The sequence below is a fragment of the Collinsella sp. CLA-ER-H4 genome, assembly GCF_040092395.1.
In the GTDB taxonomy this organism is placed as follows: Bacteria; Actinomycetota; Coriobacteriia; order Coriobacteriales; family Coriobacteriaceae; genus Collinsella.
Window position 1 is genome coordinate 202,611 of sequence record NZ_JBBNLQ010000002.1, and the last position, 19,445, is coordinate 222,055.

Consider the following 19,445-nt stretch of genomic DNA (forward strand, 5'->3'; position numbering starts at 1 on the left):
ACGACAACGTCTACAAAAAAGGAATCGCCGGGTGCGGCGGGCGCTCTAGGTTAGAGGCTGTTGCCTAGCAGGCAGGCTCGGCGTCCATGCTCTCGGCAACGTCATTGACGGCATCGGCAACGGGAGCGCCAGGCATGCGCACGAGCTCCATATGCTGTTCTTCAAAGACGGTTCCCATAGGGAAGGCGCGACGGAAGACAAAACGAGCAACCGGACCGGCCACCAGCAGGTTCCAAGGAAGAGCCATGATAAAGTTGCGCGGGATGTTGATGAACCACATCATCGGCAGCATCTGCAGATTTGCAAGCGGGCCGCCGGGCATATGGAGCAGGCCTTCGCACGCGCCGTAGAGCGACATGATGATGACCATGGGGACAACCATGCAGGAGCTGACGGCGAGCGTCATGGCAAGCGGCGAGCTCTTGCCCGGAGTAACCAGGAACTTGAAGGCGAAGCCCTTGGCAAGGTGGCTGGCGATAAACCAGTCGCAGCACATGGCAAAGATGTAGGCAACGGGGAAGCCGAGCCACGCGGCGGCAACAACCTCGCCGTTGATGGCCCCATGCTGCAGGGCAACGTTGTAGATGCTCATCCAGAGCACCATGCAAAAGCACATGATAAAGGTGAACAGCAGGCTCTCTCGTTTGTTGATAGGCATAAAGGGCATGGTCCTTTCCGTGTTACGCCGCGGCACCACGCAACAAAAACGGGCGGGCAAGATGGAGCTGTTGGGACTTCATCTCGCCCGCCCGTGGTACGTGCGTCTGCGACTACTTATGTGGTGAAACCAGCCTAGCATGAAAGGGCTGCGCTTCGTAAGCGTTGAGTTTATGAAGATGCAGGGCACCAATAATCCCCGACCCCATAAGATGCGGTGGAATACGGACTGTTTTGACCCTTTAAGCAGCAATTCAGTCTTTATTTCACCGCAACTCATTTGATGCAAAGTGACCTGTCCTCCTTGCACCAATTAGCTGGTGTGGCGCCAGCGAGGGTCGGTGAGTGTACGTGCCACACCCAGACCAACGGGCAAAAACGCCACGATGAGCACTGCACGCACAAACCAACCGAGCATATTGACCGTATCGAAGGTGCACATGTAGTACATCGAGCGATACAGATACAGGCCCGGCACCATAATGACAATTGATGGCACCGTGAGGGCGATACGTGGGTAGGTGAGCTTGACTTCGGCCAAGCTTGCCAGCAGCCCCGATACCAGCGCGCCGATAAACGCTGCCGCCTCGGGAGGCATTCCCACGCTGAGGCCCAGGAAGGGAAGCATCGTCGGCGCATCGACGAGCGTAAGGCGCAAGGTATTGGACACGGCGCCGATCAGCCCAGCTGCCGCGGCCATCTTTACCGGGCTGTTGAACATCACCGAGAAGCCGAATACGCCAACGAAGCTCATCACCACGCGCAGGAGCGTAAGGGCAAGCGGCGAAAGGCCGAGCGGGGCAAAATCATCCGGTGCCAGCCCCACACACTCGGCAACCATCCAGCCCACAAGGGTCGCCATCACAATAATCGACACGGCATACGAAAGACGCTCGATGCCGCTTCGCATATCGAGCTTAGCGATGTCGAGGCCTGCCGTAATGAGGGGAAAGCCGGGAATCACAAAGAGCATGGCACCGATATAGCCTTCTTGGTGCGACATTGCCCTCGGTACGACCTGGCCAAGGCCGAGCAATGCCAGCAGATACGAAACGCAAGCGAGCGCAACGCCCGTCGTCAGCGCGCTAAACTGGCCAAGACCCTGCTTGAGAATATGGGAGCGAGCAAAGTTGCCGACACCAGCGCCTACGAATGCGCAGGCCATCTCGATAGGGCCGCCGCCGAGCAAAAAGACGAAGGCGCCGCAAGCACAGGCTGCCGCAAGGCCCTGTTGCCAGGGAGAGTAATCGGGCTTTGAGCTCTCGACGGTCTTAAGCATCTCGTGGTATTCGTGCACGGTAAACCGGCGCCCATACGTCTCGATTTCCTTTAAGAAGCTCTCCATCATCCAAATGCGATGGGTATTGACTCCCGTTGTGGGCAGGCTGACAACCTCGTTAAAGCAGTGGCCATCTTCGATGCAGGTGCACTCAAACGACAGAAGACTCAGGTCGACGTGAATCGTGACGCCCAGTACGGCAGCAACACGATTCATGGTATCGCGCACGCGCCAGGCACCCGTTCCGCTTGCCAGCATAAGCATGCCGGTACGGCAGATGATGGATGACTTATCGGTGAGCGGCGCATCGACGGCAAGCTCATCGCCTGCCGTCACGATCTGGTGCCAGTCAGTTTTCATATGGAGCGCGCCGGCACGAACGCCGTGGTGCATGGGGGCTCTCGAAAGCAGTGAGTCAAGGCGCGGAGGCTGTGGGGGCTCCACTGATTCACCCTCAACCTCATCAGCCTCTTCATCGACCAGATCAAAGGAATCAAGCGGCGCTGGCTCGCGACGGTCAATCAGCTCCTCGTCCTCATCGTCAAAGTAATTGAACTGATCGAGCATGTCCTCTTCAATCGCGCGCTCGCTCGCATCGTCCATCCCGGTGCTCCCTTCCTGTCGACTAACCCCCATCCTAGACAGCGACGGCTAAAGGAAACATAAAAGAGACGGCTGTCATGCGAGCCATGCGCGCAATAGCCGTTGGATAGTCGTTTAAGAGCGTCCCTAATGACTACATCGATGTTCTAAGTATCAATCAAGTCAACGCCGCAGGTAGAGGACGGACAGCGAGCGACGTCCAGGGCGAACAAGTTGGCATGAAAAAGGCAAGGCATAGACCTTCTGGTCATGCCTTGCCTTTTGAATGACAAATTGTCGCCCTGGGCGGCGCGCAGCGTCAACTGGTTACGCGGTTCGTAGAACCGCGTAACCAGTTAGTACATCTTTGCGCCGGCGGGGATGGAGGCGTCGAGTTGGATCAGGTTGAGGCGTTCCTCGCCCTCCTCCTCGTGGACAGCGCTGATCAGCATGCCGCAGCTGGGAATACCCATCATCTTGCGCGGAGGCAGGTTGGTGATGGCGAGCAAGGTCTTGCCGACCAGGTCCTCGGGCTCGTAATAAGCGTGAATACCGGAGAGGATGGTGCGGTCGGTACCGGTACCGTCGTCGAGCGTAAAGTTCAGCAGCTTCTTGGACTTCTTGACGGCCTCGCATGCCTTGACCTTCACAGCGCGGAAATCGCTCTTGGAGAAGGTATCGAAGTCGACGAACTCCTCGAACAGCGGCTCAACAGCGATCTTGGAGTAATCGAGCGTGGGCTTAAGCGACTTAACGAACGGGCTCGCGGCGTTGCCGGCCTCGGCAGCCTTGGCGGCAGCGGCACCGGACTGGAAACCCTTCTCGGGCTTCATATGCGGGAACAGCAGCACGTCGCGGATGGAAGCCTGGTTGGTGAGCAGCATGACCACGCGGTCGATACCGATGCCAATGCCGCCCGCGGGAGGCATACCGTACTCGAGGGCGCGCACGTAGTCCTCGTCATACTCCATGGCCTCATCGTCGCCGCCGGCCTTCTCGGCCATTTGGGCAGCAAAGCGCTTAGCCTGGTCGACCGGGTCGTTGAGCTCGGAGAATGCGTTGGCGTACTCGTGACCGGCAATAACCAGCTCAAAGCGGTGAGTCAGGCGCGGGTCGTCCTCAAAGCGCTTGGCAAGCGGGCTGACCTCGATGGGGTAATCGCACACGAACGTGGGGTTGACGATGGTGTCCTCGCCCAGCTCATCGTAAATCTCGGCGATGATCTTGCCAGCAGTCCACTCGGGCTTGATCTCCAGGCCCTTCTCGCGCGCGGCGGCAGCAAGCTCCTCGACCGGTGTGTCAATGGTAACCTGCTTGCCGAGCACGTCGGAGACGATGTCGGTCATGGGACGGCTGGCCCACTCACCAGAAAGGTCGATGGTCTGGCCCTGGTACTCGATGACCTCGGGGTTGCCGATGGCCTTGTTAGCCGCCTTAATGACACCCTGGGCGAGCGCCTTCATTCCCTCGAGGTCGGAGAAGGCACGGTAGGCCTCCATCGTGGTGAACTCGGGGTTGTGGGTAAGGTCCATGCCCTCATTACGGAAGATACGGCCGATCTCGAACACGCGCTCAAAACCACCGACAATGCAGCGCTTGAGGTGCAGCTCGGTAGCAATACGCAGGTAGCACTCCTGATCGAGCGCGTTGAAGTGCGTGATGAACGGCTTGGCAGTAGCGCCGCCCTGGATGGTCTGCAAGATGGGGGTCTCGACCTCCATGTAGCCGTCGGACTCCATAAAGCGACGGAAAGTGGAGAGAATCTGCGAACGCTTACGGAAGGTCTCGCGAACGTCGTCGTTGGCGATCAGGTCGACATAGCGCTGGCGATAGCGGGTCTCCTTGTCGGAAAGACCGTGGAACTTCTCGGGCAGCGGACGAACGGCCTTGGCAAGCAGGGTCGCGCTCTTAGGGGCAACGGAAAGCTGGCCGCGCTGGGTGCGCACGACCACGCCGGTCACGCCCAGGATGTCGCCCAGGTCGAGGGCCTTGAGCGTATTCCAGGCAGCCTCGTCCATGTCGTTGATGCGGCAGAACAGCTGAATCTCGGCAGTCGCATCGCGCACGACGATGAACATGATCTTGCCCTGACCGCGCTTGGCGACCACGCGGCCGGCGATCTTCACGACGTCCTCGGTGTCCTCGCCATCGGCAAGCTCGGCGTACTTAGCCTCGATATCGGCGACGTAGTCCTCAAGCTCAGAGTGCTCGGGATAGGGGTTCTGGCCCGCCTCGAACAGGGCGGCGCGCTTGGCCAGGCGGGTGGCGCGCTCGTCGTTGAGCGTCGATGCCTGATCGGCGGCGTTCTGGTTCTCTGCCATAAGTTAGCTCCTCAAACTAAAACGCTCCCCAGGATTCGGTCCCAGGGAGCGAAAACATACCTTTACGCGGGACCGTGGTCTAGCGTGCGATCTTGGCGATGGTGTAGACGCGAGTCTTGCCGGAAGGCGTAACGACCTCGACGGAGTCGCCCTCGCCGTGACCGATGATGGCGTGGCCAACCGGCGACTCGTTGGAGATCTTGTGCTCGAGCGAGTTGGTCTCGGTGGTACCGACGAGCGTGACTTCCATGACCTCACCGTTGGGATCAATCAGAGAAACGGTGGAACCGATGGAAACGGTCAGATCGCCCGTGGTGGCAGCAACCTGAGCGTTGGCGAGGATGGCCTGGATCTCGGCAATACGAGCGGCGTTCTGGGCCTGCTTGTCCTTGGCGGCATCGTACTCGGAGTTCTCCGAAAGGTCGCCGAACGCGCGGGCTTCCTTGATGTCCTCGACGATCTCCTTGGCGTAATCGCCCTCACGCCAAGCGAGCTCCTCGACGAGCTTCTGGCGGCCCTCAGCGGTCAGTACGATCTGGCTTGCGTCCATACGGATATCTCCCCAACTCTGATCAAACAATCAACTGTCAACAAAACGAAAAAGACCGGCTAGCCTGCGGGCAAGCCGGTCAGGTGCTCACCCCAAAGGGATGGGACTACTCTGCGTCCGCGTCGCTGTCCTCCGCCTGCTTCTTCTTGGCAGCAGCGAGCTTGGCCTCGAGCTCAGCGATCTCCTTGTCCTCCTCGGACTGCTCGACCACGACCTCCTCGGCCTGCTTGGTCTCGGCCTTATCGTCGCCCTCCATACCCTCGCGGATATTCTTGACGGTAGAGCCGAGGGACTTGCCGAGCTTCGGCAGGTTCTTGGGCCCGAAGATAATCAGGACAACGACGAGAATAATGATGAGCTCAGGAGCCCTCAGTCCAAACATGTAGACCTCCACAATACAGCGAGACAAGCTCGAATGAGTATACCGCGGGTATCGCGGTATCACAACAATAGCTAAAAAAAGGGACCGCAAGAAGCGGTCCCTCCTCATGCTCTGGTCGGGTTGACTGGATTTGAACCAGCGACCCCTGCGTCCCGAACGCAGTGCTCTACCAAACTGAGCCACAACCCGTTAGCTCGACTATAGTAACAAAGATTTCCGTCGTGTGCTAGAGAAATTTTTACTTCTTTGGCACTTCGACGCGAACCGTGTTGGGAATGAGCTCCGTCGCGCAGGACCACCAGCCGTTTTGCTGGGCAGCGTCGGCAAGCCTTTCGGCCATGGCGGCGGTGTGGCAAATGGCAAACGAGCAGGCACCCGATCCGCACACATCTACAGCAACGGTGCCGTCCTGTTTACGCAGCCAATCAAGAACCGATTGAATCTGCGGCTCCATCTGTGCGGAAATGACACCCAAGTTGTTATGGATGAGCGCATATGCCGTCTCGGCATCACCAGCACGCAAGGCAGAAGCTATCGCGCCGGGCTTCTCCGCAGGCACCGGGGCCTCGTCAAAACGTCGATAGGCCTCAATTGTCGAAACGCTCGCCTCGCGCGGCTTAACCAGCACGACGGGCGTCACGGGCAGTGCGGGGTACTCAGTTGCCAGCACGTCTCCCCCACCTACGTAGAACGCAGGGCTCGCGTGCAAAAAGAACGGGACGTCAGCACCAATGCCCCGCGCAATGTCGTCGAGCGCTGGGTCGGTGCGATCAATGCCCCAGAGCTCCGCCAAGGCGACAATGACCGCGGCCGCATCCGTCGAGGGGCCGCCCAAGCCGGCGCACAATGGAATGCGCTTCTCAATCGTCACGCAGATGTTTGCCTCGCGACCATAATGATCGGCCATAGCAGCCGCAGCCCGATACGCCGTATTCTTTTGCATGGGAAAATCTGATGCCGGAACCGTCTGAACGGTCAGCGCCTGCGCCGGCGTGACCGTCACGGTATCGGAAAGACCGACGGCTGCCATCAGGGAATCGACCCTGTGGTAGCCGCGGTCATCGCGCTCGGTATGAACCCCCAGGTAGAGGTTAATCTTTGCCGGCGCGGAAAGAGTCAGGGACCAATCGGTCACCGTTAGTGCTCCTCGAGCTGATTGCCGAGCGGGGTAAAGATATGCTCGCCGCTCTCGGGGTCGAACAGCTCGACCTGACCGGTGAGGACATCGATATACTGATAGGACTGACGCGACTTGCGGCCGCGACGCTCGTCAACCTCGACGATAAAGACGGCGGGGTGGACGCTCTTGATGGTGCCCATGCGCTCGACAACGCGGGTGCGGCCCATGTTGGCCTTAACCTTGACGCGATCGCCCACCATATCGGTCAGCTTCTCGTGGATGTCGTCGACGTGATTGACTTCCATCTCTTCCATGAACAGGGCCTCCAGAAGGTGCAATTCAAAAAGGGGATAATACCCCTAAGATAGACAAAACTCTAATACTATAGCACCCTGTTGTGGCCATACGCAAGCAGCTAAATACCCGGTCCCAAATTGACTACTTACAGACTATCGGTGTCCAAGACGATGGTGAATGGGCCGTCGTTGACCAAGTCGACTTTCATATCGGCGCCAAAAATGCCGTGCGCCACGTGTTCGACATCTTGACGAACGAGCGTCAGGAAGTACTCGTAGAGCTCGTTGGCAACATCGGGTGCGCCGGCATCCGTAAACGACGGACGGCGACCGTGGCGGCAGTCGGCGAACAGCGTGAACTGCGACACCACGAGCACCTCGCCGTCGACATCGGCAAGCGCCAAGTTGGTCTTGCCGTTCTCGTCCTCGTTGATACGCAACCCGCGGAGCTTGCCCCACAGCTTGTCGGCCTCGGCACGCGTATCGCCATGGCCCACACCCAGCAGCACCAGGTAGCCTCGTCCAATGCGGCCCACGCACTCGCCATCGACCGTCACGCCGGCGTTGAGTACGCGCTGCACCACCGCACGCACGGCCTACTCCTCGCCCGTCAGTTTGGCAGATAGGTGTTCGAGCGCATGGAATCGATGGCTGATGGCGTTCTTCTCGTCCGCCGTGAGCTCGGCCATGGTCTTGCCCGGCGTGTCGACCGGCAGGAACAGCGGGTCGTAGCCAAAGCCGTGATCGCCGCGGCCCTCGTGCGCGATAACGCCCTCGCAGGCGCCCTCGCCATAGGTAACCAGACCGTCCGTGTCGATGAGCGCGACGACGCTCATAAAGCGCGCGGTGCGGTCCTCATCTGCCACGCCTTCCAGGTTAACGAGAAGCTTGGCGTTGTTGGCGGCATCGTCGCCGTGCACGCCCGCGTAGCGTGCGCTGTACACGCCAGGCTCACCGTCCAGCGCGTCGACGACCAAGCCAGAATCGTCGGCAATGGCCATAAGGCCCGTCTCCTCAACCGCGGCTTGGGCCTTGATGATGGCGTTCTCCAAAAACGTCGTGCCGTTTTCCTCGGGATCCTCAAAATCACCCAGCTGGCCGAGCGCCACAAAGCGCACCTCGGGCATGACCTTGCCCAAAATGGCCTCGATCTCGGTGAGCTTATGGGCGTTGCCCGTTGCCACGACGATGGTCGCCGCCGGGTCGAGAGTGTCGATGTCAATCTTCTCAAGTGCCATGACTGGCCTCCTTGTCTCTATAGCAATGCCGCGCCGAGGGCGACGAGGGTCTCCGCCTCTCCCCTCTCAATCAACGGCAGTCTTGTGTCTAGACGTCTCCGCAGATAAAACCTACCAAAATAAACCTGTCCCTTTTTGGCAGGTTAGGCGATGGCTTGGCGCTGAAGCTCGATGAGCTCGGCGATACCCTTGTCGCCCAGGTCAAGCAGGGCGTTGAGGCGCTTACGGTCAAAGGGCGCCTGCTCGCCGGTACCCTGGAGCTCGATCATCTCACCGGTGTCGGTGGCGACAAGGTTCATGTCGACCTCGGCATGGCTGTCCTCGGAATAATCGAGGTCAAGCAGCGTATTGCCGTCGACAACGCCCATGGAGATGGCAGCCACCTGGCCGGTAAGCGGGATGTGATCGATCTTTCCCGCCTCGACCCACATGGCGAGGGCGTCGTGCAGCGCCACCCAGGCGCCGGTGATGCTCGCTGTACGCGTGCCGCCATCGGCCTGAATCACATCGCAGTCGACGGTGACGGTGTACTCGCCGAGCGCCTTCATGTTGACGACGGTACGCAGGCTGCGGCCAATGAGGCGCTCGATCTCCATGGAGCGGCCCTTGCGGTTGGCGTGCTCGCGCTTGCAGCGCTTGCCGGTCGACGCCGGCAGCATGGCGTATTCCGCGGTCACCCAGCCGGCCTTAGCTCCCTTTCGCCAGCCCGGCACGCCCTCCTCGATAGTGGCGGCGCACAGCACGCGCGTGTCGCCGAACTCGGCCAAACACGAGCCGTGGGCGTGCTTCATGACGCCACGGGTGAGCTTAACGGGGCGCAACTCGTTGGCGGCGCGACCGTTGGCGCGGTTGACCTGCATGTACTCCATAGAAATTTCCTTTCGGCAAAAGATGTGGCGAAGGCTTTGGCGGCTGCCTTACATCTATTTCAGCTCATCGATATCGATATGTTCGATGCTCTTGAGCGGCTGACCAAAGATAAAGCTGCCCGCCACCGCAAACTCGGCAATGTTATCGGCCGTCGTGGCAAAACGATGCTGCGGCTCGGCGGCGTCGCCCGCCAGCTGCTCGCGGCGCGTGAGGATATCGGTCAGCTCGCGCGTGGTCTCCTCGGCGGAACTCACGACGCGCACCCCAGGCCCCAGCGCATGGCGGATAGGTCCCACCAACAGCGGGAAATGCGTACAGCCGAGCACCACGGTATCGATACCGTGGTCGCGCAGCGGCTCAACCGTGGCACCCACCAGCGCACGCACGGCAGGCGTATCGAAGATGTCCTCGTTCTCAAGCCACTGTTCCTGCAGATGTGCACCCGAGGCGAGCTCGTGTTCGACAACCTCGACAAAGCTCGAGGCAGGACAGCCGTATACATCGACGCCGGCATCCAGGTCCTGAATGGCGCGCGTGTAGGCGCCCGAGCGAATAGTAAGGTTGGTGGCGAGCACGCCCACGCGACGCGTACGCGTGCTGTTGATTGCCGCACGGGCACCCGGCGCGATCACGCCGATCACGGGAACGTCGAGCACCTGCTGGGCCAGACGCAAGGCCGCAGCAGTCGCCGTATTGCAGGCGATGACCATAATCTTGACGTCGTGCTTCGAAAGCCAACGACCCGCCTGCAACGCAAACGAGCGCACCTCATCCTCGGTGCGCGTGCCGTAGGGGCAGCGTTTGGTGTCGCCAAAGTAGTAGACGGACTCGTGCGGCAGCGCCGTCGCGATGGCGCGCGCAACCGTCAGACCGCCCAAACCAGAATCGAACACGCCAATCGGGCGCGTGTCGCCTGCCGAATTCTCGATATCGGACATTACCTCACCAGTCTCTCTCGAAAAGACATGTCCAAGTGCAGCGACGCCGCACTACGAACGCGCCGCGACCAGCAGCTCTGCCGTCGCCGCCCAACCGTCGACAATTTTGCCGCGCGTAACGAAAGCGTTCTCGCAAGCAGCCAGGAACTCGGGTGCGCCGGCGCTCGTCAGGCCATTCTCGACCAGGCAGAACGTACCCACGTGATCGGCCATGTAGAAGTCGGACTCGGAGTCGCCGAGCGCCAACGTCTCCTCGCGCTCGATCCCTAGGTGCTCGCAGAAGCGCGCAATGGCGACGCCTTTGTTGAGGCCCGCGGGGTTGATGTTGAATGCGCGACCGTCCTCGACGCAATCGAGCTCGAGCGTCGTCGGCTTGGACAGGTGAGTCAGATGACCGTTGCAAGCCCAGATCAGACCGCAGCCGGCCTCGTCCAGGATGGCCTGGACCTCATCGTCGGGCACATCGCCGCGCATGCCGACGGTGACCTCACGGTACTTGTAACCGGTAGACATGTCGTTGTGGTACTCGATCTTGTGCGGCCAGCGGGCGAGGATCTTCTCGCACACGCCGGTCTGCTCGATTACCTGGTGCGGAGTAAGGCCGCAGGCGGGGTCGTAAGGCATGTCACCGGTCAGATACTCCCAATCGTTGGCTTTGAGGTCGTACATAACCAGGCCGCCCATCTCACCAATGTAGGAGTTGAGGCCGAGCACGCGCGCGTCCTCGTGGATCATGGTACGGTTGCGGCCCGAGGTGGGAACCACCTGAATACCAGCGCGAGCGAGCGCCACGACGGCCTCGACGAGTTTGGTCGAGGGGTTGCCGTCGTTGTCGCGCAGCACGCACGAGCCGGGCGCGAGCATCGTGGCATCCAGGTCGGTAAAGACGTACTTGACCTTGGACAAGCGCTCGCGCATCTCGCCCGAAAGCTCGGCAACGGTCGGCAGGGTGTTGTGGGACATGGTTACTCCGTTTACGTAGAGGGGTTTGGACTTGGACGGCATGTTTTGATTGAGGGAACACGCTTATGGCGACAGCGCACTCAGGGCGCCGCCGCCATCATGGTTCATTAGTCAAACTGGGTAACATCGATCAGGCGATTGGCCAACGAAAGGTCGCTCTCGATGGGCACAAACTCGTCGCCCACGTGCATGAGCTCCTCGTCACCCTTTGCCAGCAGCAAGACAATGGTGGGAGCATCGGGGTTGACGTACTCCTCGCGCGCCGCCTTGAACGCCGCATGCACAGCGGCTTCGCGATCGAGGATGATCTTGTTCGGCGTATCGTCGGGAACATGTTCGGCAAGCTCGCGACAGACCTTCATCGGGTCTTCGTGAGCTGGATCCTCGTTGGCAAAGATCATCAGGTCGGAATACGGTGCGGCCTCGCGTGGTAATTGCTCGCGGCGCTCCTGAGCCTTGCCGCCGGCGGCGCCAAACAGCGCAATGACGGGGCTGGCGGGAAACGCGCGCTTGACCGACGAGAAAAGCGAACGGAACGAAAGCTGGTTGTGTGCATAGTCAACGACGCAGATCACGCGGCCGTCCTTCGACTCCACGACCTCCATGCGGCCCGGCACACGCAGTTTGGAGAGGCCCTTCTTGATAGCCTCGATACCGATGCCGATCTCGCGCGCAGCGGCGATAGCGACCAGCGCGTTTTCCACGTTAAAGTCGCCCGCGATACCCAGCAGGACCTTCTCCCCCGCCTCGGGCTCGTCGGCGCTCATGCCGTGCAAGTTGAACTCGATGTTAAAGCCGAGCATGCGGACATCGCTCGCCCACAGGCTTGCCTCGGGACGCTCGACCCCAACGGTCACCAAGCGATCGGCCGTCGACGCTGCCTCCAGCACACGGTCGACCTCTTCGGTGCCCAGATTCACCACGGCGGTCTTTGCCTGGTCAAAGATCCTGAGTTTGCTCTCAAAATAATCCTCAAACGTGGGGTGTTCGATCGGCGAGATGTGGTCGCGGCCGATGTTGAGGAAGCACGCCACGTCAAACGGCAGATTCTCGACGCGTTGGTACTTGAGCGCCTGGCTCGAGACCTCCATGACCATGGACTGGCGACCGGACGTGCGGCAGTTGGCGATATGGCGCCAAACCTCGGGGGCCTCGGGCGTGGTGTTGGTGCTCTCGTAGCACTCGATACCATCGTCGGTACTCACCGAGCCGATCATGCCGCAGGACTCGCCCGCCGCCTTGATGATGGACTGGAGCATAAAAGCGGCCGTGGTCTTTCCCTTGGTGCCGGTGATGCCCACGATCTTGACGTTGTGGTCGGGACGGTCGTAGACCTCCGGCGGCAACAGGGCCATGGCCGTGCGAACACTATCAACAACCAGCATCGCAGCACCGCTCTCCTTCGCCAGCGGCTCCAGAGACTCGACCAGCGACTCCTCGCACACAAATGCGACGGCGCCCGCATCGAGCGCCATGCTCAAAAACGCGGGCTTAAAGGCAGCACCTTTGCAAAAGAATACGTCACCTGCCGAGACCACGCGCGAATCAAACGAGCAGCCGGTCACGGCACGCTCGTCAACCTGCTCTGATGCGCGCAGCTCGCCGCACACGTCGAGCAGCTTGGCAAGCGTATCGACCGTGGTCACGGTCGCGGAATCCGAATGGTGCATCTTTCACCTTTCTCAGCCATTTGGCAGGGACGGTTTTTATAGTAACTGAAACGCACCCACGCAAAAACGGCTCCCGGAGGAGCCGTTACGCGCAGGCGTTCGTAAGCCGAGGCTAGGCAGCCTGAACAGAAGGCTGGCCCTCGTCGATAAAGAAGCGCTTGTACCACACTAGGAACACGAGCGGCGTATAGATCTTGCGCTGGAAATCGCCCTTGCCCGCAAAGTGCAGATCGAGCAGGTGCATGAGCTCGTCGGTATTGAAGAACTCGCTTGCCCACGGCGCGGTGAAGTACTCCTTGACATAGTCGTACCACTTTTGCTCGCGCAGCCAGTAGACAATCGGCACCGGGAAGCCCACCTTGGGACGGGTGGCCCACTCATCGGGCAGCGACTTGTTGGCAGCGTGGCGGAGTACCTGTTTGTTGCCGTTCTCGTTGATGCGGTAGCGGTCGGGAATGTGCTCGGCGAACTCCATGACTTTGCGGTCCAGGAAGGGCACGCGCAGCTCCAGTGAGTGTGCCATGCACATCTTGTCGGCCTTGAGCAGAATGTCGCCCGGGAGCCACATGTTCATGTCCAGGTACTGCTTCTTGACCAGCTCGGGCTGACCCTTCACGCGTGCGTAGATGGGTGCAGCGAGCTCAAAGGCGCCGTCGCCGGTGTTGTACTCGGGCTTGAGCACGCCGTCGACCTCGCGCTCCGGCCATACCAGAGCCTGTCCCAGGAACGACTTCTCGGGGATCTCGGCACCCTTGACCAGGAAGTTATGTCCCTTGAAGTACGGCATATGCAGCGCCAGGTTACCGAGCGCGCGACGGATGGGCAGCGGCACCATCTTTTTGTACTTGCGCACCGGAACCGTATCCTCGTAGTAGGCGTAGCCGCCAAAGAGTTCGTCGGCGCCTTCGCCCGAAAGCACGACGGTAACGTCCTTGCGGGCCATCTCGGCCAAGAACCACAGCGGCACGGAAGACAGGTTGGACTGCGGCTCGTCCATGTGATACTGGATGTCCTCGAGCGCACCGAAGAACTCGTCGGCGGTGATCATCTTGCGAACGTTCTCGACGCCGAGCTTATCGGAAAGCTCCTTGGCGTAGTTGGTCTCGTTGAAGTTCTTGTAGTCAAAGCCCACCGAGAAGGTCTTGTCGGGCATGAGGCAAGCGGCGATGTAGCTGGAGTCGACGCCACCGGAGAGGAACGACGCGACCTTGACGTCGGCGATGCGATGGGCCTCGACGCTCTCGTGCACGACCTCGTCCAGCTCATCGACATACTCTTCGAACGGCTTCTCGACGGCAGAGTAATCGCAATCCCAGTAGCGCTCGATGTTCATCTTGCCGGTCGGGATATCGACGGTAAAGTAGTGCGCCGGCGGCAGCTTGTAGACACCCTCGAAGAAGGTCTCCTCAGTCGCCGAATACTGCAGCGTCATGTACGGACGTAGAGCCTTTTTGTTGACCGCCTTGTGGAAGTGCGGGTAGTCCAGGAAGCTCTTGATCTCGGAACCAAAGAGCACGCCCGGAGCGCCGTCGCCCGCATCGGCCATGGGATAGTAGTAGAGCGGCTTGATGCCAAAGATGTCGCGGGCGCCAAAAAGCTTGTTCTTCTTTTTGTCCCAGATGACGAAGGCGTACATACCGCGTAAGCGATCGAGGACGGCCTCGCCCCACTCCTCGTAGCCGTGCAGGAGGCTCTCGGTGTCGGCGCCGCAGTGGAACTTGTAGCCCTTGGCCTCGAGCTCGGAACGGAGTTCTTGGAAGTTGTAGATCTCACCGTTGAAGACAATGACGACGCTGCCGTCCTCGTTGGCCATGGGTTGAGCGCCGGCCTCGGTCAGGTCGAGGATCGACAGGCGGCGGAAGCCCAGGGCAACGCGGCCGTCGATAAACTGACCGCCCATGTCGGGACCGCGATGGACGATGCGGTCCATCATCTTGGTGAGCACCTCGGATTGGTTATCCGTCCCACCGACAAAACCGACAAAACCGCACATATACTATCCCCTCTGCTGTTGCTGGGCATCAAATCGAATCAGTAGCTTTTGAGTATACCCGAGGGCGTAAAGAGGGGCGGAATGTTCAGGCAATCTCAACTGAATCAGCTCCGCGTGGACACGCGCCAGTTACCTTTAATGGATATGAGGTGAATGAGGCGATTGTTTTGCTATACTCTCTCCGCACGGGCGATTGGCGCAACGGTTAGCGCAGGTGCTTTACACGCACAAGGCTGGGGGTTCGAATCCCTCATCGCCCACCACTGATTTGATAGGCTCCCAGCAATGGGAGCCTTTCTTTTTTGGGCCCAGTGCATGGGATTCGAACCCGACAGGGTGCGGAGCTGAGGAAACGCGCAAGCGTTTTCCAGCGCAGCACGCGAGGAGCGGAGCGACGAAGCGGGACGCGGGCGGCGCCAGCCGCACGCGGACATCCCTCATCGCCCACCATTGAATTGATAGGCTCCCAGCGATGGGAGCCTATCTTTTTTGGGCCCATCGCAGAGGGATTCGAACCCGCCAGCACGTCTGTCACAAAGGCTGTGGCCAAAAAATGGCAAAAATGAGTACTGTTACTAATTTTGTAGCAGCGATTTTTGGGTTTCGCTGGGTAAATCTAGCCCTGAATCAGCGATTTGAAGCCTTTGCTAGCTGTTTTCCCATTAACATAACTGAACATGTGTGGTCTAACTAATCCTAGATAGTCGGTTTCATATGATATTCAACTGGTAACAGTACTCATATTTAATGTTTTTTGACCAGCAGGTCTCCCTGCCTTAGCAAATCTAAGGCAAAACGGGCTCCAGACCGCTGAATCATGCCACATAGGGCACGCCCGCAGTCCGGAACCCGGTCCAAATTGAGTTATTGCGCTGCGTTAGACCAAGACACCCGACAGGATCTCGATCAGACTGTCCACGTCGGCTTCCTCGCAGACGAGCGGCGGCAAGAAACGCAGCGTATGAGCACCCGTAGCGTTAATCACGGCACCGGCGGCCAGCGCGCGGGCAACAATATCATGTGCGTCGCCCGCGGCATCATCCAAATCACAGCCGAGCATCAGGCCACGGCCACGCACCTCTACCACATGCGGAAGCTTAGCCAGCGCCTGCTCCATATAGGCACCCACCTTGGCAGCATGCTCGGCATAATCGCCGCGCACAAGCGCGGAGAGCGTCGCGGCACACGCCGCGACGGCCAAGCAGCTACCGCCAAAGGTCGAGCCGTGGTCGCCCGGCTTAAACACGTCGGCAATCTCCTTCTTTGCCACGACGGCACCCATGGGTACGCCGTCGGCAATGCCCTTGGCAAGACTCATAATGTCGGGCTCCACGCCATAGGTCTGGAACGCAAACGGCTTACCCGTGCGGAAGATACCGCACTGGACCTCGTCGGCGATAAGCACGGCGCCCACTTCGTGTGCTAGGTCGCGCGCTGCCGCCATAAACTCCTCGGTCATGGGGTGCACGCCACTCTCACCCTGGATCGGTTCGAGCATCACGGCACAAATTTCGCTCCCCAGCTGCTTAAAGATCGCACGCAGCTCATCGACATCGTTGGGCGTGCAGGCCACAAAGCCACCCGGCAGCGGACGGAAACTATCCTGCAGCCAATCCTGCATGGTGGCGGCAATGGTCTCGAGCGTACGGCCGTGGAAGCCGCCGCGCATGCACACGATGGTGTTGCCGCCGTTACCGGCACGCTTGGCGTACAAGCGCGCGAGCTTCATCGAGCCCTCGTTGGCCTCGGCGCCGGAATTGGCAAAGAACGTCTCCCACACCTGCTCGCCCGCAGCCGGGGCACCAAGAGCAGCTGCCGTGGTCTCATCGCCGGCGGCAATGGCATCGGCAAGCACGCGCGCACCATCTACGTCGTCGTTAGCAAGCTTGGACAGCAGCGCCGCGACCTGTCCACGCTGCTCGATGTAGAAGTAATTGGAGACATGCATGAGCTTTTTGGTCTGTGCCTCGAGCGCCGAGAGCACAGCCAGGTTGCCATGACCTAGGCTGCACACGCCGATGCCGGCAAGAAAGTCGAGGTACTCACGGCCATCGTCGCCGGTGAGCTTCATGCCATGGCCCTCGACAAACTCGACCGGAGAGCGGCCAAAGGTATGCATAACGTAATGGGATTCAAGCGATTGCTGAGCTGCAAGTGACATGGGATGCCTTTCGTTGAGCGCCGGACGGCGCGGGGCTATGGATGCAGGAATGGGGCGGCTGCGGGTCAGCTAGACCGTCTGAAGCTTCTCGACCTCGTCGAGGTTCTCGGTCAGACGCGCAGCAAACGTCGAAAGCGGATGCGGATGCGTATCGAACTCGTAAGCCGTCTCGGTGGAATGGATCACGGTACCGACGCCGGCATCGGTCAGCAGCTCCAGCAGCAGCGAATGCGGCGTAGTACCGTTAATGATGTGGGCACGAAATACGCCGCCGGTAAGCGCATCGACGGCCGCACGCAGCTTGGGAATCATGCCCTTATCGACCTCGCCGCCGTAGAGCATTTCGTTAACCTCGTCGAGCGTTAGGTTGGAGATAAGCGAGTCCTTGTCGCTAAAGTCCTTGTACAGGCCATCGACATCGGTCAAAAAGATCGCCTTATGCGCGTGGAGCGCCGCGGCAACGGCACCGGCGGCGGTATCGGCGTTGATGTTGAAGAAACCGCCGTCCTCCCCCGCCGCGACGGTGGCGATGACGGGAATGTACTCGCTATCGAGCAAGCGCTCGATATAGTCGGTGTTGACGTGCGTCACTTTGCCCACGCGACCGAGCTCGGGGTCGAGCGGCTCGGCGATGAGCGTGCCGGCATCGCTGCCCGACACGCCCACGGCCAGGTTGCCGTGGTGGTTGATGGCAGCAACCAGCTCCTGGTTAACCTTGCCGCCCAGCACCTCGCGCACGATATCCATAGTCGCCGGCGAGGTCACGCGCTGGCCGTTCTTAAACTCGACGGGAATATCGTAATGGCTCAGCGCCTCGTTGATAGCCTTGCCGCCGCCGTGCACGATGACGGGGCGCATACCGATGATCTTGAGCAAAACGATGTCGCTCATCACGTCGCGGCGCAGCTGCTCATCAACCATGGCGGCTCCGCCATATTTGATAACAACCGTCTTGCCGGTCAGGTTCTTAATCCACGGCAGCGCTTCGAACAGCAGCTGCGCGGTTGCTTCGTTGGATTCGCTCGAACGACAATCGCGTGCGAATTTCATAATCTGCCTCGTCTTTCATATCGTTATCGCGCCGTGCTCCGCTGTCCGCAATCGCGGCAAGATACGCAGCGTGCCCGGAATCTAGGAACGGTAGTCGCCGTTGATGGAGATGTACTCATGCGTGAGGTCGCAGGTCCACACGGTCGTTGCCGCGTCGCCTGCGCCCAGGTCGGCCGAGATCACGATCTCTGGCGCCTCGAAACGTCGTAGAGCCTCGTCCTCGTCAAAGGGAACAGTCAGACCGTCGCGACAGACGGGCATGCCCATCATGTCGATGGAAACGTCTTCCTGATTAAACTTCACGCCGCACTTGCCAAGCGCCATAGCAACGCGACCCCAGTTGCAGTCGTGGCCGGCGATGCAGGTCTTAACGAGCGGCGAGTTGGCAACGGCACGGGCGGCGATATCGGCTTCCTCGTCGTTCACGGCGCCGGTAACGTTGACCGTAACAAGCTTGGATGCGCCCTCGCCATCGGCGGCGATATTGCGTGCCAGGCTCTCGCACACCTCGTGCACGGCAAATGCCAACTCGTCGAAGGCATCGGAGCCCTCGACGATAGGCTCGGCATCTGCGGCAGCGGCACCGGAGGCAAGCATGATGCAGGTGTCGTTGGTCGAGGTGTCGGAATCGACCGTTACCTTGTTAAAGGTCTGCTTGACGGTCGAGAGCAGCAGGGCATGAAGTGCCGCAGGCTCGACGGGGGCATCGGTGGTGATAACTGCGATCATGGTGGCCATGTTGGGCATGATCATGCCCGAGCCCTTGCACATTCCGCCTACCGTATAGACATTGCCCGCATGACCCGCAGCCTCACTGACGTAGGACACGGCGTACTCCTTGGAGTGCGTGTCGGTCGTCATGATGGCGCGAGCGGCATCGGCGCCACCGTGGGCGGAGAGCGCCTCGTAGGCAGCAGGAATGGCGGTCTCAAACGTGTCGATCGGCAGAATCTGGCCAATCACACCCGTGGAGGCAACCAGAATCTGCTGGGGCTCACAGCCGATGACCTGCGATGCGATGCTGCACGTCTCGCGCGCGCATGCAAGGCCGGTCTCACCCGTAGCGGCGTTGGCATTGCCAGAGTTGACCGAAACGCCGGCGATGATACCGTAGCCCTTGTCGGCACCGCCCAGGTTGGCACGGCTCACCTGCACGGGCGCCGCGCAAAAGCGATTGGTGGTAAACACGCCGGCACCGGGACAGGGTTTATCGGGCACGACGAGCGCGTAATCCAGACGCTCGGGGTTCTTGCGGAACCCAGCGTGGATGCCTGCAGCCTTAAAACCAGCCGCAGCCGTAACGCCACCCTCGACGGCGCGAATCTTGATATCAAACAGCTCGGTATTCATCGTCTTTATGACTCCTTATGTCAAA

The 19,445-nt window shown here is 60.1% G+C and carries 17 protein-coding genes and 2 tRNA genes; 1 reads left to right on the forward strand and 18 read right to left on the reverse strand.

Going from position 1 to position 19,445, the window contains the following annotated elements:
* Nucleotides 1-64 precede the first annotated feature (64 nt).
* The 15 genes from AAAX34_RS02965 to asnB all read right to left on the reverse strand — a co-directional run bounded on the left by AAAX34_RS02965 (nt 65) and on the right by asnB (nt 14,859).
* A complete protein-coding gene (locus tag AAAX34_RS02965) occupies nt 65-658 on the reverse strand; it encodes a DUF2798 domain-containing protein (RefSeq protein ID WP_349109909.1) in 594 nt (197 codons plus the stop codon).
* A 312-nt stretch (nt 659-970) separates the two neighbouring features.
* Nucleotides 971-2,539: a threonine/serine exporter family protein gene (locus AAAX34_RS02970; RefSeq protein WP_349109910.1), complete on the reverse strand. Its 1,569-nt coding sequence runs from the start codon at nt 2,537-2,539 to the stop codon at nt 971-973.
* A gap of 335 nt (nt 2,540-2,874) precedes the next feature.
* On the reverse strand, nt 2,875-4,839 hold the full coding sequence (lysS, locus tag AAAX34_RS02975; RefSeq protein ID WP_349109911.1) for a lysine--tRNA ligase: 1,965 nt from the start codon (nt 4,837-4,839) through the stop codon (nt 2,875-2,877).
* 79 nt (nt 4,840-4,918) lie between these two features.
* Nucleotides 4,919-5,389 (reverse strand): transcription elongation factor GreA, encoded by a 471-nt coding sequence (gene greA / locus AAAX34_RS02980; RefSeq protein ID WP_006234960.1) that lies wholly within the window; start codon nt 5,387-5,389, stop codon nt 4,919-4,921.
* 106 nt (nt 5,390-5,495) lie between these two features.
* The gene (gene tatA / locus AAAX34_RS02985; RefSeq protein WP_022094895.1) at nt 5,496-5,771 is read right to left on the reverse strand and encodes a twin-arginine translocase TatA/TatE family subunit; all 276 of its coding nucleotides are present in this window, start codon (nt 5,769-5,771) and stop codon (nt 5,496-5,498) included.
* Nucleotides 5,772-5,883: 112 nt separating this feature from the next.
* Nucleotides 5,884-5,960, reverse strand: a tRNA-Pro gene (locus tag AAAX34_RS02990).
* Between the two features lie 49 nt (nt 5,961-6,009).
* On the reverse strand, nt 6,010-6,906 hold the full coding sequence (gene ispE, locus AAAX34_RS02995; RefSeq protein WP_349109912.1) for a 4-(cytidine 5'-diphospho)-2-C-methyl-D-erythritol kinase: 897 nt from the start codon (nt 6,904-6,906) through the stop codon (nt 6,010-6,012).
* Between the two features lie 2 nt (nt 6,907-6,908).
* Nucleotides 6,909-7,205, reverse strand: a complete 297-nt coding sequence (locus tag AAAX34_RS03000) for a Veg family protein (RefSeq protein ID WP_006234957.1) — start codon at nt 7,203-7,205, stop codon at nt 6,909-6,911.
* Between the two features lie 128 nt (nt 7,206-7,333).
* Nucleotides 7,334-7,780 carry a D-aminoacyl-tRNA deacylase gene (dtd, locus tag AAAX34_RS03005; RefSeq protein ID WP_349109913.1) on the reverse strand — a complete coding sequence of 149 codons (447 nt, stop codon included), beginning with the start codon at nt 7,778-7,780 and terminating at the stop codon, nt 7,334-7,336.
* Nucleotides 7,781-7,783: 3 nt separating this feature from the next.
* A complete protein-coding gene (rdgB, locus tag AAAX34_RS03010; protein WP_022094898.1) occupies nt 7,784-8,425 on the reverse strand; it encodes an RdgB/HAM1 family non-canonical purine NTP pyrophosphatase in 642 nt (213 codons plus the stop codon).
* Between the two features lie 143 nt (nt 8,426-8,568).
* Complete coding sequence (rph, locus tag AAAX34_RS03015) at nt 8,569-9,294, reverse strand: ribonuclease PH (RefSeq protein WP_349109914.1); 726 nt, start codon at nt 9,292-9,294, stop codon at nt 8,569-8,571.
* A 54-nt stretch (nt 9,295-9,348) separates the two neighbouring features.
* Nucleotides 9,349-10,233, reverse strand: coding sequence for a glutamate racemase (gene murI, locus AAAX34_RS03020; RefSeq protein WP_271760995.1), 885 nt, complete (start codon nt 10,231-10,233; stop codon nt 9,349-9,351).
* A 51-nt stretch (nt 10,234-10,284) separates the two neighbouring features.
* Nucleotides 10,285-11,196 (reverse strand): HAD-IIB family hydrolase, encoded by a 912-nt coding sequence (locus AAAX34_RS03025; RefSeq protein WP_349109915.1) that lies wholly within the window; start codon nt 11,194-11,196, stop codon nt 10,285-10,287.
* Between the two features lie 107 nt (nt 11,197-11,303).
* Nucleotides 11,304-12,866 (reverse strand): UDP-N-acetylmuramoyl-L-alanyl-D-glutamate--2,6-diaminopimelate ligase, encoded by a 1,563-nt coding sequence (locus AAAX34_RS03030; protein ID WP_349109916.1) that lies wholly within the window; start codon nt 12,864-12,866, stop codon nt 11,304-11,306.
* A gap of 112 nt (nt 12,867-12,978) precedes the next feature.
* Nucleotides 12,979-14,859 (reverse strand): asparagine synthase (glutamine-hydrolyzing), encoded by a 1,881-nt coding sequence (gene asnB / locus AAAX34_RS03035; RefSeq protein ID WP_161115110.1) that lies wholly within the window; start codon nt 14,857-14,859, stop codon nt 12,979-12,981.
* 187 nt (nt 14,860-15,046) lie between these two features.
* Here asnB and AAAX34_RS03040 point away from each other — a divergent pair.
* Nucleotides 15,047-15,122 (forward strand) — tRNA-Val (locus AAAX34_RS03040).
* Nucleotides 15,123-15,736: 614 nt separating this feature from the next.
* Here the strand turns inward: AAAX34_RS03040 and AAAX34_RS03045 are convergent.
* From AAAX34_RS03045 to argJ, 3 genes are all read right to left on the reverse strand, one after another.
* Complete coding sequence (locus AAAX34_RS03045) at nt 15,737-17,020, reverse strand: aminotransferase class III-fold pyridoxal phosphate-dependent enzyme (protein ID WP_138339576.1); 1,284 nt, start codon at nt 17,018-17,020, stop codon at nt 15,737-15,739.
* 69 nt (nt 17,021-17,089) lie between these two features.
* A complete protein-coding gene (gene argB / locus AAAX34_RS03050) occupies nt 17,090-18,070 on the reverse strand; it encodes an acetylglutamate kinase (protein ID WP_343001555.1) in 981 nt (326 codons plus the stop codon).
* Nucleotides 18,071-18,151: 81 nt separating this feature from the next.
* Nucleotides 18,152-19,420, reverse strand: coding sequence for a bifunctional glutamate N-acetyltransferase/amino-acid acetyltransferase ArgJ (gene argJ / locus AAAX34_RS03055; RefSeq protein WP_171025109.1), 1,269 nt, complete (start codon nt 19,418-19,420; stop codon nt 18,152-18,154).
* Between the last annotated feature and the right edge of the window lie 25 nt (nt 19,421-19,445).